Genomic DNA, 24,912 nt, shown 5'->3' on the forward strand with positions numbered 1-24,912 from the left:
ACCCGCAGCGTCAGGCCTTCGCCGTGGAGGCCTGCTGCGCGGCGTCGGACACGATGTCGATCCGCCAGCCCGTGAGCTTGGCGGCGAGGCGTGCGTTCTGGCCTTCCTTGCCGATCGCGAGGGAGAGCTGGTAGTCCGGGACGACCACGCGCGCGGACCGGGTGGCCTCGTCGGTGATGATCACGGACGTGACCCGCGACGGCGAGAGCGAGCTGGCGATGAAGGCGGCGGCGTCGTCGTTGTAGTCCACGATGTCGATCTTCTCGTCGTTGAGCTCGTTCATGACCGCGCGGACGCGGCTGCCCATCTCGCCGATACAGGCACCCTTGGCGTTGACGCCCGGGACGTTCGCCTTCACCGCGATCTTGGTGCGGTGCCCGGCTTCACGGGCGAGGGCGACGATCTCGACCGTCTTGTCGGCGATCTCCGGCACCTCCAGTTCGAAGAGCTTACGGACGAGGCCGGGGTGGGAGCGGGACAGGGTGATGGAGGGTCCCTTCATGCCGCGGTGCACGTCGACCACGAACGCGCGCAGCCGGGTACCGTGCAGGTACTTCTCCCCCGGCACCTGCTCCGGCGGCGGCAGGACGGCCTCCACGGAGCCGAGGTTGACCTGGATCATGTGCGGGTTGTTGCCCTGCTGGATCATGCCGGCGACGAGCTCGCCTTCCTTGCCGCGGAACTCGCCGAGGATGTTGTCGTCCTCGGCATCGCGCAGCCGCTGGAGGATGACCTGGCGCGCGGTGCTCGCGGCGATGCGTCCGAAGCCGGTCGGCGTGTCGTCGAATTCGCCGACGGGGACGCCGTCCTCGTCCTTCTCGGTGGCCCAGATCGTCACGTGTCCGGTACGGCGGTCGAGTTCCGCGCGGGCCGTCTCGTGCGAGCCCGGCGACCGATGGTAGGCGATGAGCAGTGCCTGCTCGATCGTGGGAACCAGCTTGTCGAGGGGGATCTCGCGCTCATGCTCGAGGAGCCTCAGCGCGCTCATATCAATATCCATGTGGGTCTCCTTACGCGTGGTGCACGGCGCCGGAGATCTCCGGATCGGCCCCATCGCTGTCATCGTGGTGTTCATCCTCGAGATGCGCGAATTCGACCTGGACGGTCCCCTTGCGGATCTTGGAAAACTCGAGGGCGAGCGGATCGCCCTGCTTCGGCTTCATGCCCTTCTTGACCGGCAACTGCGGGAGCAGCCGGATCCCGGTGTCCGACACTTCCTGCAGGCGGCCGAGGATCGCGTCGCCGGTCAGCGGCTTCACCTCGACCATGCGCCCCACGTTGCGGCGCCAGTGCCGCGGTTCGGTGAGGGGACGGGAGACCCCGGGTGACGAGACTTCGAGGTTGTACGGACGATCATCGTCCTCGAGGCTGTCCATCGCCGTGGAGAGGTCCGTGGAGATGGCGGAGATCACATCGAAGCCGACGCTTCCTGTCGCATCCTCGGGCAGGTCGACGACGATGTGGACCGTGCGGTGGGAACCCGCGACCTTGACTTCGACGTCCTCCAGGTAGAGGTTGTGCTGGTCGACGACCGGCATCAGTCTGGTCCTGAGGTGCTGCGCTTCGGCCTGCAGCTCGACCTCCGAGGCCGACTTGCGGGTCGAGGCATGATTTTCGTTCCCGGACCGGACCGCCATGACTGCCTCCCACTCGATGATGTTGTGCTCCAAGAGTACCGACATTCCGCGGCACCGGCGGTATCGGCGGGGGAAACGGGAAGCGCCATGGCATCATCGGGAACTGTGACGAAGCGGGCGGAGACGGACAGGCAGCAGGCAGGCGGACGGCGCAGCGGATCCCGCGCCTGGCGCCTGGTGCGGCGGTCCGTGGGCCTCATCGGCCTCTTCGCCGTGATGCTCCTCGCGGTCGGCATCGGATGGGGCATCCGCTCCCCCGCACCGCAGGAGCGCGCCTACTCCACGTCCGAGCAGGCACAGCTCGACGCCGAGCACCGCTACCGTTCCGCGGCCGACCGGGCGCGGACCACGGCGGCGGACCCCGCGCTGGCCCCGGAGGCCGCGGCGGAACTCGCAGCGGCCGCCGCCGACCTCGACGAGCAGGCGGACGCCGTGGCCCTGCCGCGGTCCCCCGGGCCGACGGCGGACCCTGGCGCGGACGCCACTGCCACCAGCAGCAGCACCAGCACCGACGCCGCTGCCGCTGCCGGAGCGGCACCGGCCGACGCGCCGGACCTGCTGGCGATCCTGCGCGACAGCGCGCTGCTGAGCCTCCGCGACGCGGCCCGTGCGGAGCCGGGCCCGAGCAGGGTGCTCGCTGCCGCCGGCGTGAACCAGTGGCGTCACGTTCTTCAGCTCGGTGACGCCCTCGGCGTGGATCCTGGACTGCCCTCACCCGACGCGCTGTCCGCCGTCGACCTGGCCGCCGGCACCGGCCCGTTCGCAGCACCGGCACCTCCGGCCCCTGCCGCTCCTGCCGCCGATGCCGACGCTGCCGGCACGGCGGACGCCCCGGGGTCCCCCGCCGACGCCGGATCCTCGACACCCGACGGCACGACCGGGTCCACCGGACCCGACGGACCCACCAGCCCCACGGCGCCGAACCTGCCCGCGGAGTGTGCCGGGACCCCGCTCGGTCCCGATTCCGACCGCCAGGCCCTCCTCACCGCGAGGACCGCCGAGGACCAGGCCCGGTACGCCTATGAGGTCGCTGCCGCACTGCTCCCGGAGCCCACGCGGGCCATGGACCTGGCCTCCACCCACCGGAAGGCGGCGGAAGCCGCGGCCGATCACCTCACCGCCCTGTGCGTTCCCCCGGGTCCGGGTCCGGCCGGCTATGCGATCGGGCCCGACTTCCGCGCCGATCCCCTCGCCGCGGCACGGGAGATCGAACAGGATCACACCGAGCTCTACGCGGGCCTCATCGCGACGGTCGGTCCGGAGGCCCGGGCCTGGGCCATCACCTCCTTCAGTGCCGCCGCCCTGCGCAGCCTCGACGCCGGCACACCGCTGGAGGCCCTTCCCGGCCTGGCCGGCAGCGCTCCGACGCCGGGCAGCAGCGCGACCCCGGAGGCCACCCCCGCCCCCGAGGCCCCGCACCGGACGGAGCAGCCCGGTGGCTAGCGACCATGGACGGGTGCAGGACGCGGTGCCCGGCAGACGCCTGGACGGTGCTGCACGCAGCACGGATGGATCCGGTGACAGCACGAGGGGACGGGCATCGGCCACCGGTCCACGCGCGGCATTCCCGGATCTCCCTCCGTCCCTCGTCCGGTCCGCCAGGATGATCGACGGAGGAGCCCGGTGGACGCGGACCTGGCATGACCTGCTTGCCGACCGGCTTGAGGCCTGGGACCTGGACCTCGATCTCCGGCCCGGGCAGCCGGCGTGGGCCGGGCGCTGCGCCGTCGTCGTGCCGGTGCTGCGGCGCGGCAGCGCGGCGCCCGAAGCCGTCCTCAAACTGGGCATCCCCCACGACGAGGCCCTGCCCGAGCCCGACGCGCTGATGCTGTGGGACGGCACGGGCGCTGTCCGCCTGCTGGCGTCGTCGCGCACCGATTCCGCCCTGCTGCTGCAGCGTCTCGACGGGGACCACTCGCTGCGGGACGTGCCGCTCGACGAGACCCCCGCGGCGTGGGGTCCGGTGCTGCGGCAACTCTGCATCCCCGCGGGCGACAGCGCGCCCTGGGCGGCCTTCCCCCATCTGGCGTCGGAGGCCGAGCAGTGGACGGACACGCTCCCCGCGCACTGGGACGACCTCGGCGAACCGTTCCCCCGCTGGCTCATGGAGGCCGCGCTGGAGGTCTGCCAGTCGCGCGGGGTCCTCGGCCGACGATCGGAGCGCGATGTCCTCGTGCACGCGGACCTGCACTACGACAACCTCCTGCCGGCCTCGCCCGACCGGCTCGGGGACTTCCTCGCGATCGACCCGAAGCCCGTGCTGGGTGACGCGGAGTACGCGGTGGCCCCCATGCTGTGGAACCGGCTCGGAGAGCTCGATCCCGCCGACCCCGCCGGTCACGTGCAGGCGCACTGCCGGGCCCTGGCCGCAGCCGCGGGACTCGACGCGGAGGTGGCCCGGGACTGGACCGTGGTCCGTGAGGTCCGCAACGCGCTGTCCGCCCTGGCGATCGGCTCGACGGGCGAGGCCGACCGGTCGCTGTGGGTGGCGAGTTCGATGCTCGGTCGGACCCTGGACGGACTGCCGCCGGTCCGGGACCTCCCCGTCGCGTAGCCGCGCCGTCGCACCGCGGCTCAGGGGGCGGGCGCCACCAGCGGGCGGATGTTCTCGACCCACACGTCGTAGCCGAGCTTGACGATCAGGGCACCGACCACGAGGAGGAACACGATCCTGATGAAGCGGCTGCCCTGACTGATGGCCATGCGTGACCCGGTGTAGCCGCCGGCCATGTTCGCGACGCCGAGCAGCAGTCCGAGGCCCCACAGGAGGGACCCGTTGGGCAGGAAGAACATGAGGGCCCCGAAGTTGGTCGCCATGTTGACGATCTTGGCCTTGGCACTGGCGCCGAGGAAGTTGTAGCCCAGCAGCGTGACCATCGCGATGATGAGGAAGGACCCGGTGCCGGGGCCGATCAGTCCGTCGTAGAAACCGATGACGAGCCCGATCGCGCACGCCGTCCCGTAGTGGCGGGCGCCCTCGTACCGGAGCGTCGTGAGCGTCCCGACGGAGGGCTTCAGCGCGGTGAACACCGCGACGCCGATCAGCGCCACCACGATGATCGGCTTGAAGACCGACGACGGCAGGGACGACGCGAGGACGGCCCCGCCGAAGCCGCCGACGAGGGCGACTCCCGCCATCGGCAGCGCCGTCCGCAGGTCCGGGTGGGCACGCCGGTAGTAGGTGATGGCACTCGTCGTCGTCCCGAAGATGGATCCCATCTTGTTGGTGGCCAGGGCCTCCACGGGTGCGATGCCGGGCACGAGGAGCAGGGCCGGCAGCTGCAGCAGGCCGCCGCCGCCGACGACGGCGTCCACCCAGCCGGCGGCGAATCCGGCGACGAGCACCAGCAGGATCGTGGCGAGGTGCAGCTCCTCGAGTCCCGAGCCTCCCAAGGTCAGTGCGCGGTGAGTTCGCGCAGCAGCGCGGCAACCTCGTCGACGGCCACGTTCTGTGCCTCGCCCGTGCGCCGGTCCTTGACCTCGAGCACGCCGTCCGCGAGCCCGCGCCCGACGACGACGATGGTGGGCACGCCGATGAGCTCGGCGTCGCCGAACTTCACCCCCGGGGAGACCTTGGGGCGGTCGTCATACAGCACGGTCAGGCCGGAGGACTCGAGCTCGGCCGCGAGCTTCTCGGCGGCCTCGAACACCTCGGCCCCCTTGCCCGTGGCGACGATGTGCACGTCGGCGGGGGCGACGTTGCGGGGCCAGATGATGCCGCGGTCGTCATGGTTCGCTTCGGCGAGGGCCGCGAGGGCGCGCGTCACGCCGACGCCGTAGGAGCCCATGGTCACCGTGGCGAGCTTGCCGTTGTGGTCGAGGACCTTCAGCCCCAGTGCTTCGGCGTACTTCCGCCCGAGCTGGAAGATGTGGCCCATCTCGATGCCGCGGGCCGCGACCAGCGGTCCCGAGCCGTCGGGTGCCTCGTCGCCCTCGCGCACCTCGACGGCCTCGACGACGCCGTCCCAGGTGAAGTCGCGGCCGGCGATGAGGCCGAAGACGTGCTTCCCGTGCTTGTTGGCGCCGGTGATCCACGGGGTGCCGCTGACCACGCGGGGGTCCACGAGGTAGCGCAGGCCCGTGGCGGACTCGGCGCCGAGCACGGCCGCGTCCAGCGTCAGGCCCGGGCCGATGTAGCCCTTCACGAGGCCCGGGTGCTTCTTGAGGTCGTCCTCGGTAGCGGCCTCGACGGCCACCTCACCGCCGGTCTCCAGGTGGCCCGCGATATTCGCCTCGATGCGCTTGAGGTCCACGGTGCGGTCACCGGGCACCCCGACGACGACGATCTCGCGCTCCCCGGTGGGCAGGACGGCAGCGAGCACGACGTTCTTCAGGGTGTCCGCGGCCACCCATTCCCTGTCGCCGCGCGCCGCTGCGGCGTTCGCGTGGTCGACGAGGGTGTCGATGGTCGGTGTGTCAGGGGTGTCCCGCACCTCGGCTGCCGGGGCGTCGGAATAGTCGACGGCGTCGGGGACCACGGTGGTGACGGCCTCCACGTTCGCGGTGTAGCCGCCGGCCGAGCGGACGAAGGTGTCCTCGCCGATGGGCGTGGGGTGCAGGAACTCCTCGCTCTTCGAGCCGCCCATCGCGCCGGCGGTCGCCGTCACGGGGATGACCTCGAGTCCGAGCCGCTCGAAGATGCGCAGGTAGGCCGCCCGGTGCAGCTGGTAGCTGGCCTCGAGGCCTTCGTCGTCGATGTCGAAGGAGTAGGAGTCCTTCATGATGAACTCGCGGCCGCGGAGGAGTCCGGCACGCGGACGTGCCTCGTCGCGGTACTTGGTCTGGATCTGGAACAGGCTCAGCGGCAGGTCCTTGTACGAGCTGTACAGGTCCTTCACGAGGAGGGTGAACATCTCCTCGTGCGTCGGCGCCAGGAGGTAGTCCGCCCCCTTGCGGTCCTGGAGCCGGAAGAGGCCTTCGCCGTACTCGGTCCAGCGGTTCGTCGCCTCGTAGGGCTCCCTGGGCAGCAGCGCCGGGAAGTGGACCTCCTGGGCGCCCATGGCTTCCATCTCCTCGCGGATGATGGCCTCGACCCGCGCGAGGACCTTCAGGCCCAGGGGCAGCCAGCTGTAGATGCCCGGGGCGGCACGCCGGATGTAACCGGCCCGGACCAGGAGGCGGTGGCTGGCGACCTCGGCGTCGGCAGGGTCCTCACGCAGGGTGCGCAGGAAAAGGGTCGAGAGTCGTAAGACCACGCGGATGTCCGTTCGTATTCATCGGGCGCTGCTGGATCGAGCACTGCCATTCACTCTCCCGCCGTCCGGCGGGAAACAACAGGTACCAATCTAGCCGGTCCATCCGGCGCGGCGGTGAGCACCGCGGCGCACCGGCCTCAGAAGAGGATCGTCGCGAAGGTGTCCACCTGCTCGAAGCCCACGCGCTTGTACGCCGCGATGGCGCGCGCATTGTAGGAGTTCACGTAGAGGCTCACGGTGGGGGCGAGGGAGCGGGCGGCGACGACGACGCCGGCCATGTAGGCGGCGCTGAGCCCCCTCCCGCGGTGGTCGGGGTTCACCCAGACCCCCTGCACCTGGACCGCCTGCGAGGACACGGTGCCGAGCTCGGCCTTGAAGATCACGGTGCCGTCGTCGTCGAACGCCGCGAGCGAGTGCCGGCGGCCGATCAGGGAGGCGACGCGCCGGCGGTAGTGGTCGGACCCGCCGATGAAGGGCGAGTAGCCCACTTCCTCCTCGAACATCGCGGCGCAGGCGGGCAGCAGGCGGTCGAGTTCGTCGGGTCGCGTGAAGCGCAGATCGGACGCCGGGGCGATGAGCGGGTCCGTGTCGATGGCCATGAGGGGCTGGTTGGGCCGCACGTCGAACGGCTCGGCACTGTAGTCCTCGAGGGTGGACCAGAGGTCCATCACGCCCTCGGACAGGCCGAAGATCGAGGAGAAGGTACGGCCCGAGCGTCCGAGGTGGTCGCCGAAGATGGCACCGGTCTCGTCCGTCACGCCGACCGGGACGAGGTTGACCCCGGCCCAGCACGCGGCCCGCAGCTCATGGTGGCGGAACATCCCGATGACCTCGCCGCCGGCGAACGACGGCGCGGCGCTGGTGGTGACTTCGAGGTGCGAGGCGACGAAGACATTGGCCACGGGGTCTTCGTTGACGAGGGCCCAGAGATCCGGCGTGTCGGCTGCGCCGAGCACCCGGAAGGACCACGGCCCTTCCGGGTCGGGCTGGGGCCTAGCTAACGGTAACCATGGGGCCACCCTGGCCAGCAGTTTCGCCATCAGCCTCCCCCATCTCCTCCGCGAGCCGCATGGCTTCCTCGATCAGCGTCTCCACGATCTGGTCCTCGGGCACGGTCTTGATGACCTCGCCCCTGACGAAGATCTGTCCCTTGCCGTTGCCCGACGCGACGCCGAGGTCGGCCTCGCGGGCTTCACCGGGTCCGTTGACGACGCACCCCATCACGGCCACGCGCAGGGGGACCTCCATGCCTTCGAGGCCGGCGGTCACTTCCTCCGCGAGGGTGTAGACGTCGACCTGCGCCCTGCCGCACGAGGGGCAGGACACGATCTCGAGCTTGCGGGGGCGCAGGTTGAGGGACTGGAGGATCTGGTTGGCCACCTTGATCTCCTCGACCGGCGGTGCGGAGAGGGAGACGCGGATGGTGTCGCCGATGCCCTTGGCCAGGAGCGCGCCGAATGCGGTGGCGGACTTGATGGTGCCCTGGAAGGCAGGCCCTGCCTCGGTCACGCCGAGGTGCAGGGGCCAGTCGCCGCGCTCGGCGAGGAGCTCGTACGCCCGCACCATGATCACGGGGTCGTTGTGCTTCACGGAGATCTTGAAGTCGTGGAAGTCGTGCTCCTCGAACAGCGACGCCTCCCAGACGGCCGACTCGACGAGAGCCTCCGGGGTGGCTTTCCCGTATTTCTCCATGAGTCGCGGGTCGAGCGATCCCGCGTTGACGCCGATGCGGATCGAGGTGCCGGCGGCCTTCGCGGCGTCCGCGATCTGCTTGACCTGGTCGTCGAACTTGCGGATGTTGCCCGGGTTCACGCGGACCGCAGCGCAGCCGGCGTCGATCGCGGCGAAGACGTACTTCGGCTGGAAGTGGATGTCGGCGATGACCGGGATCTGCGACTTCTTCGCGATGATCGGCAGTGCCGCGGCGTCGTCCGGCGAGGGGCAGGCGACGCGGACGATGTCGCAGCCGGTGGCGGTCAGTTCGGCGATCTGCTGGAGGGTCGCGTTGATGTCCGTGGTCGGCGTCGTGGTCATCGACTGGATGCTGATGGGGAAATCGGATCCGACGCCCACCGAGCCGACCTTGATCTGGCGGGTCTTGCGCCGGGGGGCGAGGACGGGCGGCGGTGCTGCTGGCATTCCTAGGTTGACCGAGGTCAAAACATCCTCCATGCTGGCGGCCCTGGCCGCACGTGTGACGACATACTTGATTTCATTATCCACCCGGCCCGGGCCTGCGTCGTCCTGCCGGGACACAGGTCACACGAGGTCGCGGAACGCTCCGATGACGGGATTCCATGCGGTGGTCTTGACGGCGGAGATCGCCCCGGCCCGCGCGAACGGGTCTTCGCTCACGAGCTGGTTGAGGTCGGCCTCGGTCGCCGATGCGAAAAGCAGGAGCGCCCCCGTGCCGTCGGCGAACGGGCCCGAGGCGAGGACGCGGCCGTCGCCGACGAGTCCTTCGAGCCACTGGCGGTGCGCGGGACGGTGCTCGGCGCGGAGGTGGTCGTGGTCGGGGTTGTATACGTACTCGACGGCGAAGATGCTCATGGGTTTCACCCTACGTGACTCCGAGCAGGTAGACCTTGACGATCGTCGCGACACCGGCGGCCCACAGCAGGGAAGTCAGCGTGCCGATGATGAACCGCTCCGCCGCGGCGGGGGTCTCCTTCAGCTCGGCATAGCGCCCGAGCGCCTTGACCGCCACGACGTAGGCGATGGCGACCGGCTCGCCGCCGAGGATCGCGACGGTCACGGCCAGGCGCTCGAGCACGCCGATGACCAGCCCGCCGCGGAGCACCCCCGGGGGCAGGGCATCGATCGGCGCGTGGGGCGGGCGGGCCGGGGGCTCCGGGAGTTCGAGCTGCGGCTGGTCCGCGGGTTCGGGGAGTTCCCTGCGCCGTTCCGCGGTGTCCACCGATCGCGCCAGGCGCAGCACGAGCTTGGTGACGGGCGAGCCCAGGCCGCCCGCTGCGATGAGGGCCACCGCGATCCACAGTGCGTCCACCGATACCTCCTCCAGCGTCGTCGACCGTGCCGCTCACCGTCTCCCGTCATGTCTACAGCACGTCACCCCCAGGCCGGGCTACGCCGCGGGAGGCCTGGGGAGTCGGCGCCGGGGCGTGAGTCAGGCGGGCTGGTCGGCCCAGGCCAGGAGGCGGGCGGCCGCGTGCCGCACCGCGCGCTCCTCGTGCCAGGCCGCGCGCGCGGCCGCCTTGCTCACGGCCTGCGGACTGATGCCGAGGCTCCGCGCCACCACGGTCTGCGTGCCACGCTCGCCGGGCTGCAGGAGATCGAGGATGCGCCACTCCGCCTCGGATCGCCCCATGACATGCCGACCGAGCAGCGCGAGCACCCCCTCGGCCTCCGCTGCCAGGTCGGAACGACCGTCCGGCCCCTCGACGGCCAGCGGTGCGCGATCACCAGTCTTCTTGGCCCTGTCCACGGCCGTGCGGGCGGCGACGAACGCCGACCCCCGGCCCTCCCGCGGCGAGGACGGGAAGGGTTCGTCGACCACGCCGACGCCGATCCCCACGTACCAGCCGCCCGCACGGAGGGACAGCAGGACGGCGTCGACAACGTCGGCCGGATCGGCCAGGACGCCCTGGGCCTCGTCCCCGACCGAGCGCTCCCAGGGCAGGACGGCCTGGAAGGGCCGAAGGAGGTCCAACAGTTCGGGGATGCGGTCCGGAGAGGTGCGGCTGGCCGCCTGGTCGATCGTGAGGACGAACATTCGTCAACCGTATGGGGTTGAATTTTGATTTACAACCGGTCAGCCGAAGAGATCGACCGGCTTCACGATGTCGGCGTAGATCAGCAGGACGCCCATGCCCATCAGCAGGATCGCGACGGCGTAGGTGAGGGGCAGGAGCTTGGCCATGTCGAACGGTCCCGGATCCGGACGCTTGAACAGGCGTGCGATGCTGCGGCGGAGCCCTTCCCAGAGCGCTCCGGCCACGTGCCCGCCGTCGAGCGGCAGGAGCGGGATCAGGTTGAACACGAACAGGGCGAGGTTGACACCGGCGACGAGCCCGATGAGGGTTGCCGCGCGGGAGGCCACGGGGACCTCCTCCATCGCGGAGATCTCCCCGGCGATCCGGCCGACGCCGACCACGCTGATGGGCCCCTCGGGGTCACGCGGGGCGTCCGAGAACGCCGCCTGGCCGACCTCCACCACGCGCTGCGGCAGGTTCAGCACCACGCCGGCCACGCTCGCGAGGGAGTCGCCGACGGCGGGTAGCACCTCGGTGGCCGGCTGGGGCACGAGCTCCTGCGTGGAGCCGACGCCGATGAAGCCGACCTCCTGGGTGACCGCGGTGCCGTCGTCGTCGACCGCCGCCGTGCCGTCCTCCGCGGCGACGGGCCGTTCCGTGAGCAGGGGCGTGATCCTGGAGTCGATGGTCTCGCCGTCGCGGACGTAGGAGATGGCGACCTCGCGCCCGGCGGCGTCCCTGATCCAGCCGGACAGCTCGTCCCACCCGGTGACCTCACGGCCGTCGAAGGCGACCACGCGGTCGCCGGGCTGCAGGCCCGCCTCGAACGCCGGCGCGGCAGGGTCGTCCGGCCCGCAGTCGGTCTGGCCGGTGGCCGCCTGCTGGCTGGCGGGCACCACGCAGCGGTATACCTCGGAGACCGTGGTGGTGGCCTGCGCGGACCCGAATCCCATAATGAGGATCGCGAACAGGACGGTCCCGATCAGGAGGTTCATGAGCGGCCCGCCGAGCATGATGACGATGCGCTTCCAGATGGGCAGTTTGTAGAACACGCGGTTCTCGTCGCCGGGCTGGAGCTGCTCGGCGGCGGCCCGCCGAGCGTCGTCGGACAGCTGCTGGAAGACACCCGTGCTGGATTGGCGGACGGCGCCGGCCTGCGTGGTCGCGGGCGGGAACATGCCCACCATGGCGACGTAGCCCCCGGCCGGGATCGCCTTGAGCCCGTACTCGGTCTCGCCGCGGCGCCTCGACCAGATCGTGGGGCCGAAGCCGACCATGTACTGGGTGACGCGGACCCGGAAGAGCTTCGCGGGCACCAGGTGGCCCACTTCGTGCAGCGCGATCGACGCGGCGATCCCGACGACGACGACGAGCACTCCGGCGATGAACAGCAGAACAGTCACGACGTTTCCTTCTGGCCTTGCACATCCCCTGCACCGTCCGGCAGGGGCGACTCCTCGAGCCCACAACGGACACGGGCGCTTCTGCGTGCCCATCGTTCCGCTGTGAGCACGGCCTCCAGGGTGAGCTCGCCGTCGGGAGCGCCCGAGTCCTGGGCTCGCTGCTCGTCGACGACCGCGGAGACCAGGTCCACGATGTCAGTGAAACCTATGACTCCGCTGTGAAATGCGTCCACGGCTTCCTCGTTCGCAGCATTGAAGACCGCCATGCGGGTGCCGCCCTCCGCTGCTGCCCGCTTGGCCAGGGCGACGGCGGGAAAGGCGTCGTCGTCGAGCGGTTCGAAGGTCCACTCCTCGGGTCGGCTCCAGTCGCAGGCCCTCGCCGACCCGGGCACGCGGAACGGCCAGCCCATGCCGAGGGCGATCGGGAGGCGCATGTCGGGCGGCGATGCCTGCGCCAGGGTGGACCCGTCGACGAACTGGACCATCGAGTGGATCACGGACTGCGCGTGCACGACGACGTCGATGCGCTCCAGGGGGATGTCGAAGAGGAGATGCGCCTCCACCAGTTCGAGGGCCTTGTTGACCATGGACGCCGAGTTGGTACTGACCACGCGGCCCATGTCCCAGGTGGGGTGGGCAAGGGCCTGGCTGGGGGTCACATGCTGCAGCTGCGCGCGGGTCATGCCGCGGAACGGACCGCCCGAGGCAGTGAGGATGAGCCGGTCCACCTCGTCCGCCGTCCCCCCGCGGAGAGCCTGGGCGATCGCCGAGTGTTCGGAATCGACCGGGACGAGCTGCCCCGGGGCGGCGGCCGCACGCACGAGGGCTCCCCCGGCGATCAGCGACTCCTTGTTCGCGAGCGCGAGGAGGTGTCCGGCGCCGAGCGCGGCGAGGGTCGGCTCCAGCCCGATCGACCCGGTGATCCCGTTGAGGACGACGTCGGCGTCCGGCCAGGCGGCGACGTCCGACGCGGCCCGGTCACCGGCGAACAGGTGCGGGGCGTACCCGGTGACGCCGGCGTCGTCGGCGGCCCGGGCGATGGCGTGCTCGAGGTCGGCTTCGGTAGCCGACGCGACGCCGACGGCGGGGGCCCGGACGGCGACGGCCTGGCGCGCGAGGATTTCGAGGTTCCGTCCGCCCGCGGTGAGGCCCGCGACGCTGAAGCGGTCCGGGGCGGCCGCGATGACATCGAGCGCCTGCGTGCCGATCGAGCCGGTGGAGCCGAGGATGGTGACGCGCCGGTGCCCGCGGGTGGGGTTGCTGAAATCCATGGCCCCAGTATCCCGCAGACTCCCGGTACTGGCTCTCCGGGGTGCACGGTGAGTGATCTGTCGGGTCCGCGGCAGGCAAGCTTCGTGCTCCTTGGCCAGCGGTTGTCCGGGCCCGCGGCGGGCGGCCCTTCCGCTGCGCGAAGCGTGTCGTTTCGGTGCGCCGGGGGCGGCGATTTCGCTCCGTCTCGGGCGGTCGATAGGTCGACGGATCCGCACTTTTCCTGGTCCCCGATAGACGCCTGTTTTGTCGGTGCCGGGTGATTGGCTGTAGCCATGACCACCGAGGCGGTGCTGATGACTCTCGAGGACGCGTACAGCGAGGCGCTCGAGGGTTGGCCCGCGGATGCGTTCGACGAGCTTCTCGGCTCGGACGGGGAGTTCAACGACGACGGGGTCGACGAACACGCCCGTGCACGCATCGAGGACGCATCGCCCTACGGCCTCGTCGGCCACCTGCAGGGAGCGGCGTCCGGCGCAATCGATCCGTCCAGCCTCCCGGCCACCCTCGATCTGCTGCGGGCGGCGGACCGGCTCACGTCATGGGCCGCCGCGCAGCGGGCCCGCCTGGTCGCCCGGGTCCACACCTTCAGCAATCCGGACCACCACTCCTGGTCGGGATCGGCTTCGTCCCTGGCCCTGACCGAGACGGTCGCCGAGACCGCAGCGCTCCTGAAGCTGTCCGAGGGATCCGCCGCGCGGCTCGTCTCGGAGTCCCTGACCCTGACGGGTGAACTGACGAACACGCTGGCGGCCCTGGAGCAAGGCGAGATCTGCCCCGGACGGGCGTCGGTCATCGTGGAGCAGTCCCGCACCCTCCCCGACGAGGCCGTGGGCCCCTTCGAGACCGAGATCTTGAGGGTTGCAGGGACCCTGAACCGCCCGAGGCTCACGGCACGGTGCCGCCGGCTGCGGGAGAGACTCCACCCGGAGACCCTGACTGCGCGCCGGGTGAGAGCGGCGGCCGATCGGTGCGTCGTCTTCGAGCCGGACCGGGACGGGATGGCCTGGTTGAGCGCGTATCTGCCGGCGGAGCAGGCCCTGGCCGTTCACACCACGGTGGACGCGGCGGCCCGTGCCCTGCGGAGCGGCGACGATCCGCGGACGCTGCCACAACTGCGGGCCGATGTCCTGGCGGACATTCTGCTCGGAGCAGGCGGGCCTGCCGGCGCGGCCCCTTCTACCGCCGGGAGCTGCCGCTGTGGAAACCTCGAAGGGGGCGGCGCCGAGGGTAGCCACACCGGAGGCGGCCGGACCGGCGAGGGCCTGCGTGCTTCGTCGGCGAAGATCGTGGTCACCGTCCCGGTGTTCTCGTTGATGGGGCTCACCGATGAGCCGGCCGAACTCGAGGGCTACGGTCCCATCCCGGCTGACGCCGCTCGCCGCCTGGCCGCGGACGCCACCTCGTGGATGCGCCTGCTCACCCACCCGTACACGGGTGCCGTGCTCGGCCTGGACCGGACCCGGTACCGTCCGAGTGAGGACCTGCGGACCTGGGTCCAGCTCCGGGAGGAGACCTGCAGCTTCTACGGGTGTTGCCGTCCTGCCAGTCGCTGCGACCTCGACCACGTGATGTCGTGGGCCGACGACGGCTGCACGAGCGCGGGCAACCTCTATCCCGCCTGCAAACGGCACCACATGCTGAAGCACCAGACGGACTGGACGCCGAGTCCTCATCCCGACGGCGGCCTCACCTGGCTGTCGCCGGGAGGCCGGACCTATACGACGCCACCGGAACCACCGCCCGGCGACCCAAGTTCGTCAGCGAGCGCCCACATCCTGCACGACCTGGAGACAGCGATGCGTACCGAACGTGTGCCCGACGCGGACGCCCTGCCGCCCTTCTGATGGCCGGGGCAGGCTCGCCACACCGCCTCGGCAGGTCCGGCGAGCGCAGCACCGTCCGCTCATGGCGGTAGGAACAGGCCCGTTCGACGCGGCAGGATCAAGCGGCTATCGCCGCGGCTCGTATCGCAGGGCTACCGCGCCGGAGCCGAACTCCTGCCGGTCCACCAGCTGGAGGTCCAGGTGCCGTGAGAGACCGGCGAAGAGCGCAGGGCCATGGCCTACGATCCGTGGGTGCACCACGAACTCGTACTCGTCGATCAGGCCCAGGTCCGCCAGAGCAAGAGGGAGCGTCACTCCACCGGTGAACAGTCCCCTGCCCGGCGCGTGCTTGAGCTCCAGCACCGCCTCTGCCAGATCACCGTGCAGCAGCTCGGCGTTCCAGTCGACACTCCGAAGGGTGCTGGACACCACGTACTTCTTCGCCGCATCGATCGTCCGCGCGAAGGGCTCCGTCCAAGCAGGCCCTGCATCTGTTGGGACCGGCCCGCGGAACGCCCCCTCCATCATCCTGTACGTCACCCGGCCGAACAGGAGGGCATCGGCCCGCTCGAGATTCTCCACAGCATGCCGATGCAGCTCCTCGTCCGCCTCGCCGACACGATGGTCGCAGCACCCATCCAGGGTGATGTTGATGGAGTACCGCAGCGGCTGCATCGCCCCAGCGTACAAAGATCGACGTGGAGCACAACCCCTCAGCGGCCCGACGCCCTCCCCAGGACACTGCGGGCGTGGCGGAGGATCGGCTCATCGACCATGCGCCCCTCGAAGGCGAAGACACCTCGCTCGTTCTCGGCCGCAGCGAGGAGCGCCCGCGCCCGCTCCAGCTCGGCCTCGGCCGGCGCGAAGGCGGCACGGACCGCGGCGACCTGCCCGGGATGGATGCAGGCCTTCGCCGCGAACCCCGAGGCGACGGCATCGTCGGCCTCCACCGCGAGGCCCTCGAGGTCGGCGATGTCCACGTACACCGCGTCGATGGCCAGCCGGTCGGCCGCCCCGGACGCGAGCAGCACCTGCGAGCGCGCATGGAGCGCCACCGCACGGTAGGAGCCGCCTCGCCGCCGGCTCGAGGTACCGCCGAGGGAGGCCACGAGATCCTCGGCGCCCCACATCAGAGCGACGACGCCGTCGGCGCGAGCGATCTCCCCGGCATTCACGACACCGCGCGCGGTCTCACACAGGGCGATGACGTCCACGGCGCCGAGGGCCGCACGCACGGCGGCGACGTCGTCGGGTGACTCCGTCTTGGCGAGCATGACCGTGCGGTACGGGGTGCGGCGGACGGCGTCGACGTCGAGTGCGAAGTCCGCGGTCCCGACGGCGTTGAGGCGCACCACGGTGCGCTCCGGGTCGAGAGCGGACGCGACGAGCGCCTTCCGCGCGGTTTCCTTGGCCGCCGGCGCGACGGCGTCCTCGAGGTCGAGGATGACGGTGTCGGAGCGGGCTGCCGCCTTCGCATAGCGTTCCGGGCGATCCGCCGGACAGAACATCAGGGCCGGGCCGAGGGCGATGGCGCTCATGCCAGTCCGTCCCGGGGCCCCGTCGAGGACCACATGAGCACGCTGCGCGTCGCCGTCGCCACGATGTCGCCGTGCTGGTTGCGGCCCGTGTGGGTCATCGACACGATGCCCTGCCCGGGGCGGGACGACGACGGCCGGATGCCCGTGATCTCGGTCTCGGTATACAGCGTGTCGCCGTGGAAGAGCGGCTTCGGGAACGCGACATCCGTGAGGCCGAGCTGCGCCACGATGGTGCCCTGCGTCAGCTGGGACACCGACTGCCCGACGAGCGTCGCCAGGGTCAGCATCGAGTTCACGAGCCGCTGCCCGAACGGCTGTCCCGCCGACCATGCCGCATCCAGGTGCAGCGCCTGCGTGTTCATGGTGAGCGTGGTGAACAGGACGTTGTCGGCCTCGGTGAGCGTGCGGCCAGGACGGTGCGCATACACCGACCCGACCTCGAGCTCGTCGAAGTACAGCCCGCGCTGCTCGATGACGTGGTGCCCCGACGGTGCGGCACCGCTGCGAGCGCCGGCCGCGTCGGCGCGCGAACCGGGGCCCACTCCGTCGACGCCGCGATGCCCACCCCCGCTCTCGGGATCGCTCACGCCGCGGCTCCCCCGAGCTCCACGCGCAGCGTCGCGCCGGTGGCCGCGACGACGTCGTCGGTGCTGACGCCGGGCGCCGTCTCACGCAGCACCAGGCCGTCCGGTTCGACGTCGATCACGGCGAGGTCGGTGATGATCCTGTCCACGCAGCCCTTGCCGGTCAGCGGCAGGGAACAGGACTCGACGATCTTCGGCCGCCCGGCGCGGTCCACATGCTCCATCATGACGATCACGCGCTTGGCCCCGAACACGAGGTCCATGGCTCCGCCCATGCCCTTGACCATCTTGCCGGGCACCATCCAGTTCGCGAGGTCGCCGTTCCGGGCCACCTCCATGGCTCCGAGCACCGCGACATCGACGTGCCCGCCGCGGATCATGCCGAAGGAGGACGCCGAATCGAAGAAGGCGGCCCCGGCATTGGCGGTCACGGTCTCCTTGCCGGCGTTGATGAGGTCGGGATCGACGGCGTCCTCCGCCGGGTACGGCCCGACGCCGAGGATGCCGTTCTCCGAGTGCAGCACCACCTCGACGCCCTCGGGGATGTAGTTGGGGATGAGGGTGGGCATGCCGATACCGAGGTTCACGTACTGGCCGTTCTCGAGCTCCTGCGCGACCCTGGCCGCGAGTTCGTTGCGTGTCAGTGCCATGGTCATGCTCCTTCGGATGCGGCGGGTGCAGCGGGTGCGGCCAGCGAGACCGTCCGCTTCTCGACCCGCTTCTCGGTGTCCGGCGCGACGACGACGCGCTGGACGAAGATGCCGGGCGTGTGGACCTGGCCGGGGTCGAGCTCACCGGGTTCCACGAGCTCCTCCACCTCGGCGATGGTGATGCGGCCGGCCTGGGCGCACAGCGGATTGAAGTTCATCGCGGTCGCGTGGAAGACGAGGTTGCCGTGGCGGTCGCCCTTCCACGCGTGGACGAGCGCGTAGTCGGGGCGCAGGGACTCCTCGAGCACGTAGTCGACGCCCTCGAAGGACCGCACCTCCTTGGGCGTCGAGGCGACGGCGACGTTCCCCTCGGCGTCGTAGCGCTGCGGCAGGCCGCCCTCGCTGACCTGGGTGCCGACGCCCGCCGTCGTGTAGAACGCCGGGATGCCGGCACCCCCGGCACGCAGCTTCTCGGCGAGGGTGCCCTGCGGCGTGAGCTCCACCTCGAGCTCACCGGCGAGGTACTGGCGGGCGAACTCCTTGTTCTCCCCGACGTAGGAGCTGATGGTCCGACGGATGCGGTGGTCGGAGAGCAGGATCCCGAGCCCCCAGTCGTCCACTCCGCAGTTGTTGCTCACCGTCTCGAGCTCCGCCGTCCCCTGGGCGTGCAGGGCATCGATCAGGGTCGCCGGGATGCCGCAGAGGCCGAACCCGCCGACCGCGAGCGATGCGCCGTCGGGAATGTCCGCCACGGCCTCCGCCGCGCTGCCAACCACCTTGTTGATCACTGCTTCTCCTTCGTGTCGCCGCTGCCGAAGCCGGCTGGATGTACCTAGAGGCCGAGTTCCCTCGCGATGAGCATGAGCTGCACCTCCGTGGTCCCCTCGCCGATCTCGAGGATCTTCGAGTCACGGTAGTGCCTGGACACCACGAACTCGTTGATGAAACCGTAGCCGCCGAAGATCTGTGTCGCGTCGCGGGCGTTGTCCATGGCGGCCTCGCCGGCCACGAGCTTCGCGATGGACGCCTGCGTCTTGAACGGCTTGCCGGCGAGCATGCGGGACGCGGCGTCGTAGTAGGCGAGGCGCGCGGTATGGGCGCGGACCTGCATACGGGCGATCTTGAACTGGATCGACTGGTAGGCGCCGATGGTGTTGCCGAACGCCATCCGCTCCCCGGCGTAGCGGATGGACTGCTCCACGCACCCCTGGGCCGCACCGGTGGCGAGTGCCGCGATGGCGATCCGGCCCTCGTCGAGGATCTGCAGGAAGTTCGCGTAGCCGCGGCCACGGGTGCCGAGCAGGTTCGCCTCCGGGACGCGGACGTCCTTCAGGGTCAGGGGGTGCGTGTCCGAGGCGTTCCAGCCCACCTTGTTGTAGGCCTTCTCCGCGGTGAACCCGGGCGTATCCGTGGGCACGAGGATGGTGGAGATCTCCTTCTTCACCGAGCCGTCGGGCCGCTCGGAGGTGCCCGTGACGGCGGTGACGGTCACGAGGGAGGTGATGTCGGTGCCCGAGTTGGTGATGAACTCCTTCGTGCCGTTGACCACCCACTCGGAGCCGTTCACCCCGTCCTCGAGCTTCGCCGTCGTCTTCGTGCCGGACGCGTCCGAACCGGCCTCGGACTCGGTGAGGCCGAAGCCGCCCAGGGCCGAGCCGGAGGCGAGGGAGGGCAGCCACTGCTGCTTCTGCTCCTCGGTGCCGAACCGGTAGACCGGCATGGCGCCGAGGGAGACACCGGCTTCGAGCGTGATGGCGACCGACTGGTCCACGCGGGCCAGCTGCTCGAGGGCCAGGCAGAGCGCGAAGTAGTCACCGCCCATGCCACCGTACTGTTCGGGGAACGGGAGCCCGAAGAGGCCCATGTCGCCCATCTGCTTGACGACCTCGTACGGGAAGCTGTGCTCGGCGTCGTGCTTGGCCGAGACCGGAGCCACCACCTCGTCGGCGAATTCGCGGACGGTATCGACGAGGTCCTGGTATTCCTCGCTCAGTTCGAAATTCATGGTGCGTTCCCTTCCATGGAACCTGATGTGGAACCGGGTGTGGTGGTGGAGCCGGATACGGGGGCGGCCTCGATGGTCGCGACGATCTGCTGCGCCTTCACGAGGTCCCCCGGCTTGAGGGACAGGCGGACGACGCCGGACAGGCCGGCGGTGAGCTGGTGTTCCATCTTCATGGCCTCGACGGCGACGAGGACATCGCCGGCCTCGACCGTCGCTCCGTCCACGACCGCGACGGACACGACCGTGCCGGGCATGGGGCTGCGGACCAGCGGGTCCGCGGCGCCCTCCTCGCGCGTGATGCGGGACCGGGCGGCGTCGACGAGTTCGCGGCGGCCGGGCCGCCGGATGCGTGTGGACCAGCCGGCCTCGCCGATCCAGACGGTGTCGCCCTCGACCGCGTGCGGGCGGCGCGACCGGACGCCGTCGATGGTCGCCCCCGGCACGCCGGCCTCGACGGAGACGGAGCAGGAGACGTCGTCGACCGTCGCGGTCCATCCCGCGCCGGACCGTAGCAGGCGGACGGTCCCACTCCCGCCGTCGTACTCGAGCGGCACGGTGCGCGGGCGGCCCGTGCCGAGGCGGAAACCGTCGCCCCGGTGCCAGGGAGAGCCGCCGGGCACGGCCGCGTCGGCCTCGACGAGGAGGACGGCGGCGAGCGCCAGGTCCTGCGCCGTGACGTGACGGAAGGCCAGCTCGGGGAGCTTCCGCTCGATCAGCGTGGTGTCGAGGCGCCCGGCCCGGACGTCGTCGTCCCCGATCAGCAGGCGCAGGTACTCGATGTTCGTGTCCACGCCGAGCACCACGGTGCCGGCGAGCGCCGCGTCGAGGCGGTCGAGCGCCTGGCCGCGGTCGGTCCCCCAGGCGATCACCTTGGCGAGCATCGGATCGTACGACGACGAGACGCTTCCGCCGGGCAGCAGTGAACTGTCCACGCGGATGCCGTCCCCGGTCGGTTCGGTGAGCGCCAGGATGCTGCCCGTGGACGGCAGGAAGCCCGCCTCCGGATTCTCGGCATACACGCGCGCCTCGACCGCGTGCCCGGTGAGGACGACGTCGTCCTGTGTGAGCGGCAGGCGCTCCCCCGCGGCGACGCGGATCTGCCATTCGACGAGGTCCACTCCCGTGACGAGTTCCGTGACGGGGTGCTCGACCTGCAGGCGCGTGTTCATCTCCATGAAGAAGAACTCGTCCGGTGCGGCATCGGAGACGAGGAACTCGACCGTCCCGGCACCCGTGTAGTCCACACTGCGGGCGGCGTTGCACGCGGCCTCGCCGATCCGGCGGCGCGTGGCCTCGTCGAGCAGGGCCGACGGCGCCTCCTCGATCACCTTCTGGTGCCGGCGCTGCAGCGAGCACTCGCGCTCGCCGAGGTGGATCACGGTGCCGTGGGAGTCGGCGAGGACCTGCACCTCGATGTGGCGGGGCCTCTCGATGAGGCGTTCCAGGAACAGGGTGTCGTCGCCGAAGGCGCGGGCGGCCACGCGGCGGGCGGTCGTGAGCACCTCGGGCAGGTCTTCGGCGCGGTGCACGGCGTGCATCCCCTTGCCGCCGCCTCCCGCGGAGGGCTTGATGAGCAGCGGGAAGCCGACGTCGACGGCCGCGCGGACGAGGTCCCCGTCCGTCAGTCCGGGCTCGGCGATGCCCGGCACCACCGGCACCCCGAAGCCCGCCACGTGGTTCTTGGACCGGATCTTGTCCCCCATGACGTCCAGGGAGTGGACGCTCGGGCCGATGAAGACGATGCCCGCCTCCTGCAGCGCGTCGGCGAAGGCGGCGTTCTCGCTGAGGAACCCGTACCCGGGGTGTACCGCCCCGGCTCCCGTGCGGCGGCAGGCGTCGAGGACGGCGGGGATGGAGAGGTAGCTCTCCGACGGCGCGGCGGCGCCGAGGCGGACGGCGACGTCCGCCTCGAGGACGTGTCGGGCACCCGCGTCGGCGTCGCTGTACACGGCGACCGAGCGCAGGCCCAGCGCGCGGACGGAGCGGATGACGCGGCCGGCGATCTCGCCGCGGTTGGCCACGAGGACGGTGTCGAAGGGCCACGCGGCGGTCGAGGTGGGGTCGGGCATCGTGTCGGGGGTCGGGCTGGAGGTCGGGCTGGAAATCATCTGGTCACATCCGGAAGAGGCCGAAGGAGGTATCGGGCAGGGGCGCGTTGGCGCAGACGTCGAGGGCGAGACCGAGGACGGTCCGGGTGTCGGCCGGGTCGATCACGCCGTCGTCCCAGAGCCGCGCCGTCGAGTAGTAGGGGTTCCCCTGCGCCTCGTACTGGTCGCGGATGGGCGCGCGGAACGCCTCCTCGTCCTCGAGCGCCCACTCCTCGCCGCGGGCTTCGAGCTGGTCGCGGCGGACGGTGGCGAGGACCGACGACGCCTGGTTGCCGCCCATGACGGAGATGCGGCTGGCGGGCCACATCCACAGGAACCGCGGCGAGAACGCCCTGCCGCACATGGAGTAGTTCCCGGCACCGAAGGACCCCCCGACGACGACGGTGAGCTTCGGCACCCGCGCGGTCGCGACGGCGGTGACCATCTTGGCCCCGTTCTTCGCTATGCCACCGGCCTCGTAGTCCTTGCCGACCATGAAGCCCGAGAGGTTCTGCAGGAAGACCAGGGGCACCCCCCGCTGGTCGCAGAGCTCGATGAAGTGAGCGCCCTTGAGTGCGGATTCGCTGAACAGGACACCGTTGTTGGCGACGATGCCCACCCGGTGGCCGTGGATCGTCGCGAAGCCCGTGACGAGCGTGGTCCCGTACTCCCGCTTGAACTCGTGGAAGAGCGACCCGTCGACGATGCGCGCGATGATCTCGCGGGCGTCGTAGGAGGCGTTGACGTCCGTCGGCACGGCCCCGTAGAGCTCGTCCTCGGCGACGGCCGGTGCCGGCGCCTCGAGGGCCCCGGAGGCGCCGGGGACTGCGGCCGGCGCGAACGGCGCGGTCGTGGCGGGCGGCAGGGTGGCGATGATGTCGCGGACGATCTCGAGCGCGTGGTGGTCGTTGTCGGCCAGGTGGTCCGTGACGCCGGAGATCCGGGAGTGCACCTCGCCGCCGCCGAGCTCCTCGGCCGTCACCACCTCGCCGATCGCGGCCTTCACGAGCGGCGGCCCGCCCAGGAAGATGGTGCCCTGGTTGCGGACGATCACGGTCTCGTCGCTCATGGCGGGGACGTAGGCGCCGCCGGCGGTGCAGCTTCCGAGCACCGCGGCGATCTGCGGGATCTTGCGCGCCGACATGGTGGCCTGGTTGTAGAAGATGCGGCCGAAGTGGTTGCGGTCCGGGAAGACGTCGTCCTGGCGGGGAAGGAACGCCCCGCCGGAGTCCACGAGGTACACGCACGGCAGGTTGTTCTCGAGGGCGATCTCCTGCGCACGGAGGTGCTTCTTCACCGTCATCGGGTAGTAGGTGCCACCCTTGACGGTCGCGTCGTTCGAGATCACGAGGACGTGGCGCCCGTGCACCAGGCCGATCCCGGCGATCACGCCCGCACCCGGGCACTCGTCGTCGTACATGCCGTTCGCCGCCAGCGGCGCGATCTCGAGGAACGGGCTGCCGTCGTCGAGCAGCTGGTCGATGCGCTCGCGCGGCAGGAGCTTGCCGCGTGCCACGTGCCGCTCCCGCGACCGCTCGGGTCCGCCCAGGGCGGCGGTGGCGAGGCGCGAGCGGAGGTCCTCGGCCAGCGTGGACTGGGCGGCACGGTTCGCGGTGAACGCCGGTGAGAGCGGATCGACCTTCGACGTCAGGGTCTCCATCGACTACTTCCTCGAGCACGATTCAGTTAGCATGCGCTAACCGGTTTCAGGTTAGTGGTCATTAACCAGGAAGTCCATCAGAATGAGGGAACCGATCCCTGAGGGACGACACCACGACGACGCGAACGACACCCGGACGACGAGGACCAGCATGGAGGCATCGCCCACCGAAGAGCGCGTGACCGGCCGGAGCATCGCCAAGGCCACACGGCGTGCCGCACTGCTCGAAGCCGCCGCCACGCTGTTCGCCGAGCGGGGCTACAACGGCGTGTCCATCGAAGACCTCGGTGCGGCGGCCGGCGTGAGCGGGCCTGCCGTCTACCGGCATTTCGCGGGCAAGCCCTCCGTGCTCTCCGCCCTGCTCACCGGGGTCAGCGAGGACCTGCTCGACGGCGGACGGGTGGTGGCCGGCGCGGCCGCGTCGCCGGACGAGGCCCTGAAGGGACTCATCCGGTTCCAGGTGGAGTTCGCCGTGAGCCATGCCGATGTGATCCGCGTCCAGGACCGCGACCTCGGTGCGCTGGCGGCCGATGACCAGCGCGGCGTGCGGTCCCTGCAGCGCAGCTACGTGCAGGTGTGGGTCGACGAGCTGGCCGCCTACCGCCCGGACACGGACCCCTCGCTGCTGCGGCGCAAGGTGCACGCCGTGTTCGGACTGATCAATTCGACCCCGCACACCACCCACCGCCCCAGCTCCGCGCGTGAGCTGGCCCTGTTCCGGGACCTCCTGGAGGAGATGGCGTGGGCGGCGCTGACGGTGTGAGGGGCCGCACCCGCCCGGTGCGCACTCCACCGCCCTAGTACGCTGAAGCACGAGAAGTCCCCGCCGCGCCCACCGCCCGGCCACTCCGCCGACTGAAAGAACCGCCGTGATCACGCTACGTCCCGTTGAAGCCACCGACCTCGACGAGTTCTTCTCGCACCAGTTGGACCCGAGCGCCAACCACATGGCCGCCTTCGGTGCCAAGAACCCGTCCGACCGCGGGGTGTTCGACAACCACTGGCAGGACATCCTGAACGACCCCCGGATCACGGTGCGGACCATCCTCTCCGGCGGAGACGTCGTGGGCAGCATCCTCGCCTATCACGACGACGAGATACCCGAGATCAGCTACTGGATAGACCGTTCGCGCTGGGGGCAGGGCATCACCACCGCCGCCGTCGGCCAGTTCCTGAACGAGGTGACCCAGCGGCCCATCCGGGCCCGCGCGGTCGCCGACAACGTCAGTTCCATCCGCATCCTCGAGCGCTGGGGCTTCCGTCAGGTCGGCGAGACGCAGGGCTTCGCGCCGGCCCGCGGCGCCGTGGTCAGGGAACTCATCCTCGAACTGCCGTAGGTCGGCCC

24 protein-coding genes are annotated in these 24,912 nt (G+C 70.7%); 5 read left to right on the forward strand and 19 right to left on the reverse strand.

Features of this window, described 5'->3' with window-relative positions; all coding sequences use genetic code 11:
• Nucleotides 1-10: 10 nt before the first annotated feature.
• Together nusA and rimP are read right to left on the reverse strand one after the other, a co-directional pair.
• Nucleotides 11-1,000, reverse strand: coding sequence for a transcription termination factor NusA (gene nusA / locus IWX63_RS02685; protein ID WP_199276615.1), 990 nt, complete (start codon nt 998-1,000; stop codon nt 11-13).
• Nucleotides 1,001-1,010: 10 nt separating this feature from the next.
• Entirely contained in the window at nt 1,011-1,637 is a 627-nt protein-coding gene (rimP, locus tag IWX63_RS02690) for a ribosome maturation factor RimP (protein WP_199276915.1), read from the reverse strand.
• An 87-nt stretch (nt 1,638-1,724) separates the two neighbouring features.
• Between rimP and IWX63_RS02695 the strand changes: the two genes are divergently transcribed.
• Both IWX63_RS02695 and IWX63_RS02700 read left to right on the forward strand, forming a co-directional pair.
• Nucleotides 1,725-3,080, forward strand: a complete 1,356-nt coding sequence (locus tag IWX63_RS02695) for a DUF4439 domain-containing protein (protein ID WP_199276616.1) — start codon at nt 1,725-1,727, stop codon at nt 3,078-3,080.
• Between the two features lie 160 nt (nt 3,081-3,240).
• Nucleotides 3,241-4,191, forward strand: coding sequence for an aminoglycoside phosphotransferase family protein (locus tag IWX63_RS02700; RefSeq protein ID WP_199276617.1), 951 nt, complete (start codon nt 3,241-3,243; stop codon nt 4,189-4,191).
• A 20-nt stretch (nt 4,192-4,211) separates the two neighbouring features.
• Here IWX63_RS02700 and IWX63_RS02705 read toward each other — a convergent pair whose 3' ends face one another.
• The 9 genes from IWX63_RS02705 to dxr all read right to left on the reverse strand — a co-directional run bounded on the left by IWX63_RS02705 (nt 4,212) and on the right by dxr (nt 13,219).
• Nucleotides 4,212-5,030, reverse strand: a complete 819-nt coding sequence (locus tag IWX63_RS02705) for a sulfite exporter TauE/SafE family protein (protein ID WP_199276618.1) — start codon at nt 5,028-5,030, stop codon at nt 4,212-4,214.
• Nucleotides 5,031-5,032: 2 nt separating this feature from the next.
• Nucleotides 5,033-6,832 carry a proline--tRNA ligase gene (locus IWX63_RS02710; RefSeq protein WP_199276619.1) on the reverse strand — a complete coding sequence of 600 codons (1,800 nt, stop codon included), beginning with the start codon at nt 6,830-6,832 and terminating at the stop codon, nt 5,033-5,035.
• Nucleotides 6,833-6,969: 137 nt separating this feature from the next.
• A complete protein-coding gene (locus tag IWX63_RS02715) occupies nt 6,970-7,788 on the reverse strand; it encodes a GNAT family N-acetyltransferase (RefSeq protein WP_334685580.1) in 819 nt (272 codons plus the stop codon).
• Between the two features lie 37 nt (nt 7,789-7,825).
• Nucleotides 7,826-8,992 carry a flavodoxin-dependent (E)-4-hydroxy-3-methylbut-2-enyl-diphosphate synthase gene (ispG, locus tag IWX63_RS02720; RefSeq protein WP_199276621.1) on the reverse strand — a complete coding sequence of 389 codons (1,167 nt, stop codon included), beginning with the start codon at nt 8,990-8,992 and terminating at the stop codon, nt 7,826-7,828.
• A gap of 99 nt (nt 8,993-9,091) precedes the next feature.
• Complete coding sequence (locus tag IWX63_RS02725; RefSeq protein WP_199276622.1) at nt 9,092-9,382, reverse strand: YciI family protein; 291 nt, start codon at nt 9,380-9,382, stop codon at nt 9,092-9,094.
• 10 nt (nt 9,383-9,392) lie between these two features.
• Nucleotides 9,393-9,839, reverse strand: coding sequence for a hypothetical protein (locus IWX63_RS02730; protein WP_199276623.1), 447 nt, complete (start codon nt 9,837-9,839; stop codon nt 9,393-9,395).
• A 120-nt stretch (nt 9,840-9,959) separates the two neighbouring features.
• Nucleotides 9,960-10,565, reverse strand: coding sequence for a MarR family transcriptional regulator (locus tag IWX63_RS02735; protein WP_199276624.1), 606 nt, complete (start codon nt 10,563-10,565; stop codon nt 9,960-9,962).
• 39 nt (nt 10,566-10,604) lie between these two features.
• Nucleotides 10,605-11,948: a M50 family metallopeptidase gene (locus tag IWX63_RS02740; RefSeq protein WP_334685581.1), complete on the reverse strand. Its 1,344-nt coding sequence runs from the start codon at nt 11,946-11,948 to the stop codon at nt 10,605-10,607.
• Nucleotides 11,945-13,219 (reverse strand): 1-deoxy-D-xylulose-5-phosphate reductoisomerase, encoded by a 1,275-nt coding sequence (gene dxr, locus IWX63_RS02745; protein WP_199276626.1) that lies wholly within the window; start codon nt 13,217-13,219, stop codon nt 11,945-11,947. The genes IWX63_RS02740 and dxr overlap by 4 nt, the downstream gene beginning before the upstream one ends.
• A gap of 273 nt (nt 13,220-13,492) precedes the next feature.
• On the opposite strand from dxr, the gene IWX63_RS02750 reads away from it, so the two are divergent.
• Nucleotides 13,493-15,064 carry an HNH endonuclease signature motif containing protein gene (locus tag IWX63_RS02750; protein WP_199276627.1) on the forward strand — a complete coding sequence of 524 codons (1,572 nt, stop codon included), beginning with the start codon at nt 13,493-13,495 and terminating at the stop codon, nt 15,062-15,064.
• A 105-nt stretch (nt 15,065-15,169) separates the two neighbouring features.
• Here IWX63_RS02750 and IWX63_RS02755 read toward each other — a convergent pair whose 3' ends face one another.
• From IWX63_RS02755 to IWX63_RS02790, 8 genes are all read right to left on the reverse strand, one after another.
• Nucleotides 15,170-15,718, reverse strand: coding sequence for a dihydrofolate reductase family protein (locus tag IWX63_RS02755; RefSeq protein ID WP_199276628.1), 549 nt, complete (start codon nt 15,716-15,718; stop codon nt 15,170-15,172).
• A 38-nt stretch (nt 15,719-15,756) separates the two neighbouring features.
• Nucleotides 15,757-16,581: an HpcH/HpaI aldolase/citrate lyase family protein gene (locus IWX63_RS02760; protein WP_199276629.1), complete on the reverse strand. Its 825-nt coding sequence runs from the start codon at nt 16,579-16,581 to the stop codon at nt 15,757-15,759.
• Nucleotides 16,578-17,054, reverse strand: a complete 477-nt coding sequence (locus IWX63_RS02765; RefSeq protein WP_334685628.1) for a MaoC family dehydratase — start codon at nt 17,052-17,054, stop codon at nt 16,578-16,580. Before IWX63_RS02765 ends, IWX63_RS02760 begins: the two co-directional genes overlap by 4 nt.
• Nucleotides 17,055-17,164: 110 nt before the next feature.
• Nucleotides 17,165-17,815 (reverse strand): CoA transferase subunit B, encoded by a 651-nt coding sequence (locus IWX63_RS02770; RefSeq protein ID WP_199276630.1) that lies wholly within the window; start codon nt 17,813-17,815, stop codon nt 17,165-17,167.
• 2 nt (nt 17,816-17,817) lie between these two features.
• Nucleotides 17,818-18,603: a CoA transferase subunit A gene (locus tag IWX63_RS02775; protein WP_199276631.1), complete on the reverse strand. Its 786-nt coding sequence runs from the start codon at nt 18,601-18,603 to the stop codon at nt 17,818-17,820.
• 44 nt (nt 18,604-18,647) lie between these two features.
• Nucleotides 18,648-19,820: an acyl-CoA dehydrogenase family protein gene (locus IWX63_RS02780; RefSeq protein ID WP_199276632.1), complete on the reverse strand. Its 1,173-nt coding sequence runs from the start codon at nt 19,818-19,820 to the stop codon at nt 18,648-18,650.
• Nucleotides 19,817-21,928: an ATP-binding protein gene (locus IWX63_RS02785; protein ID WP_199276633.1), complete on the reverse strand. Its 2,112-nt coding sequence runs from the start codon at nt 21,926-21,928 to the stop codon at nt 19,817-19,819. Before IWX63_RS02785 ends, IWX63_RS02780 begins: the two co-directional genes overlap by 4 nt.
• Before the next feature lie 4 nt (nt 21,929-21,932).
• Nucleotides 21,933-23,567, reverse strand: a complete 1,635-nt coding sequence (locus tag IWX63_RS02790) for a carboxyl transferase domain-containing protein (protein WP_199276634.1) — start codon at nt 23,565-23,567, stop codon at nt 21,933-21,935.
• An 82-nt stretch (nt 23,568-23,649) separates the two neighbouring features.
• On the opposite strand from IWX63_RS02790, the gene IWX63_RS02795 reads away from it, so the two are divergent.
• The gene (locus IWX63_RS02795; protein ID WP_442859085.1) at nt 23,650-24,330 is read left to right on the forward strand and encodes a TetR/AcrR family transcriptional regulator; all 681 of its coding nucleotides are present in this window, start codon (nt 23,650-23,652) and stop codon (nt 24,328-24,330) included.
• A gap of 106 nt (nt 24,331-24,436) precedes the next feature.
• Nucleotides 24,437-24,904 carry a GNAT family N-acetyltransferase gene (locus IWX63_RS02800; protein WP_199276635.1) on the forward strand — a complete coding sequence of 156 codons (468 nt, stop codon included), beginning with the start codon at nt 24,437-24,439 and terminating at the stop codon, nt 24,902-24,904.
• Nucleotides 24,905-24,912 lie beyond the last annotated feature (8 nt).

Origin of the sequence: Arthrobacter sp. CAN_A2 (genome assembly GCF_015752045.1) — a bacterium.
Classification (GTDB): Bacteria; Actinomycetota; Actinomycetes; order Actinomycetales; family Micrococcaceae; genus Arthrobacter_D.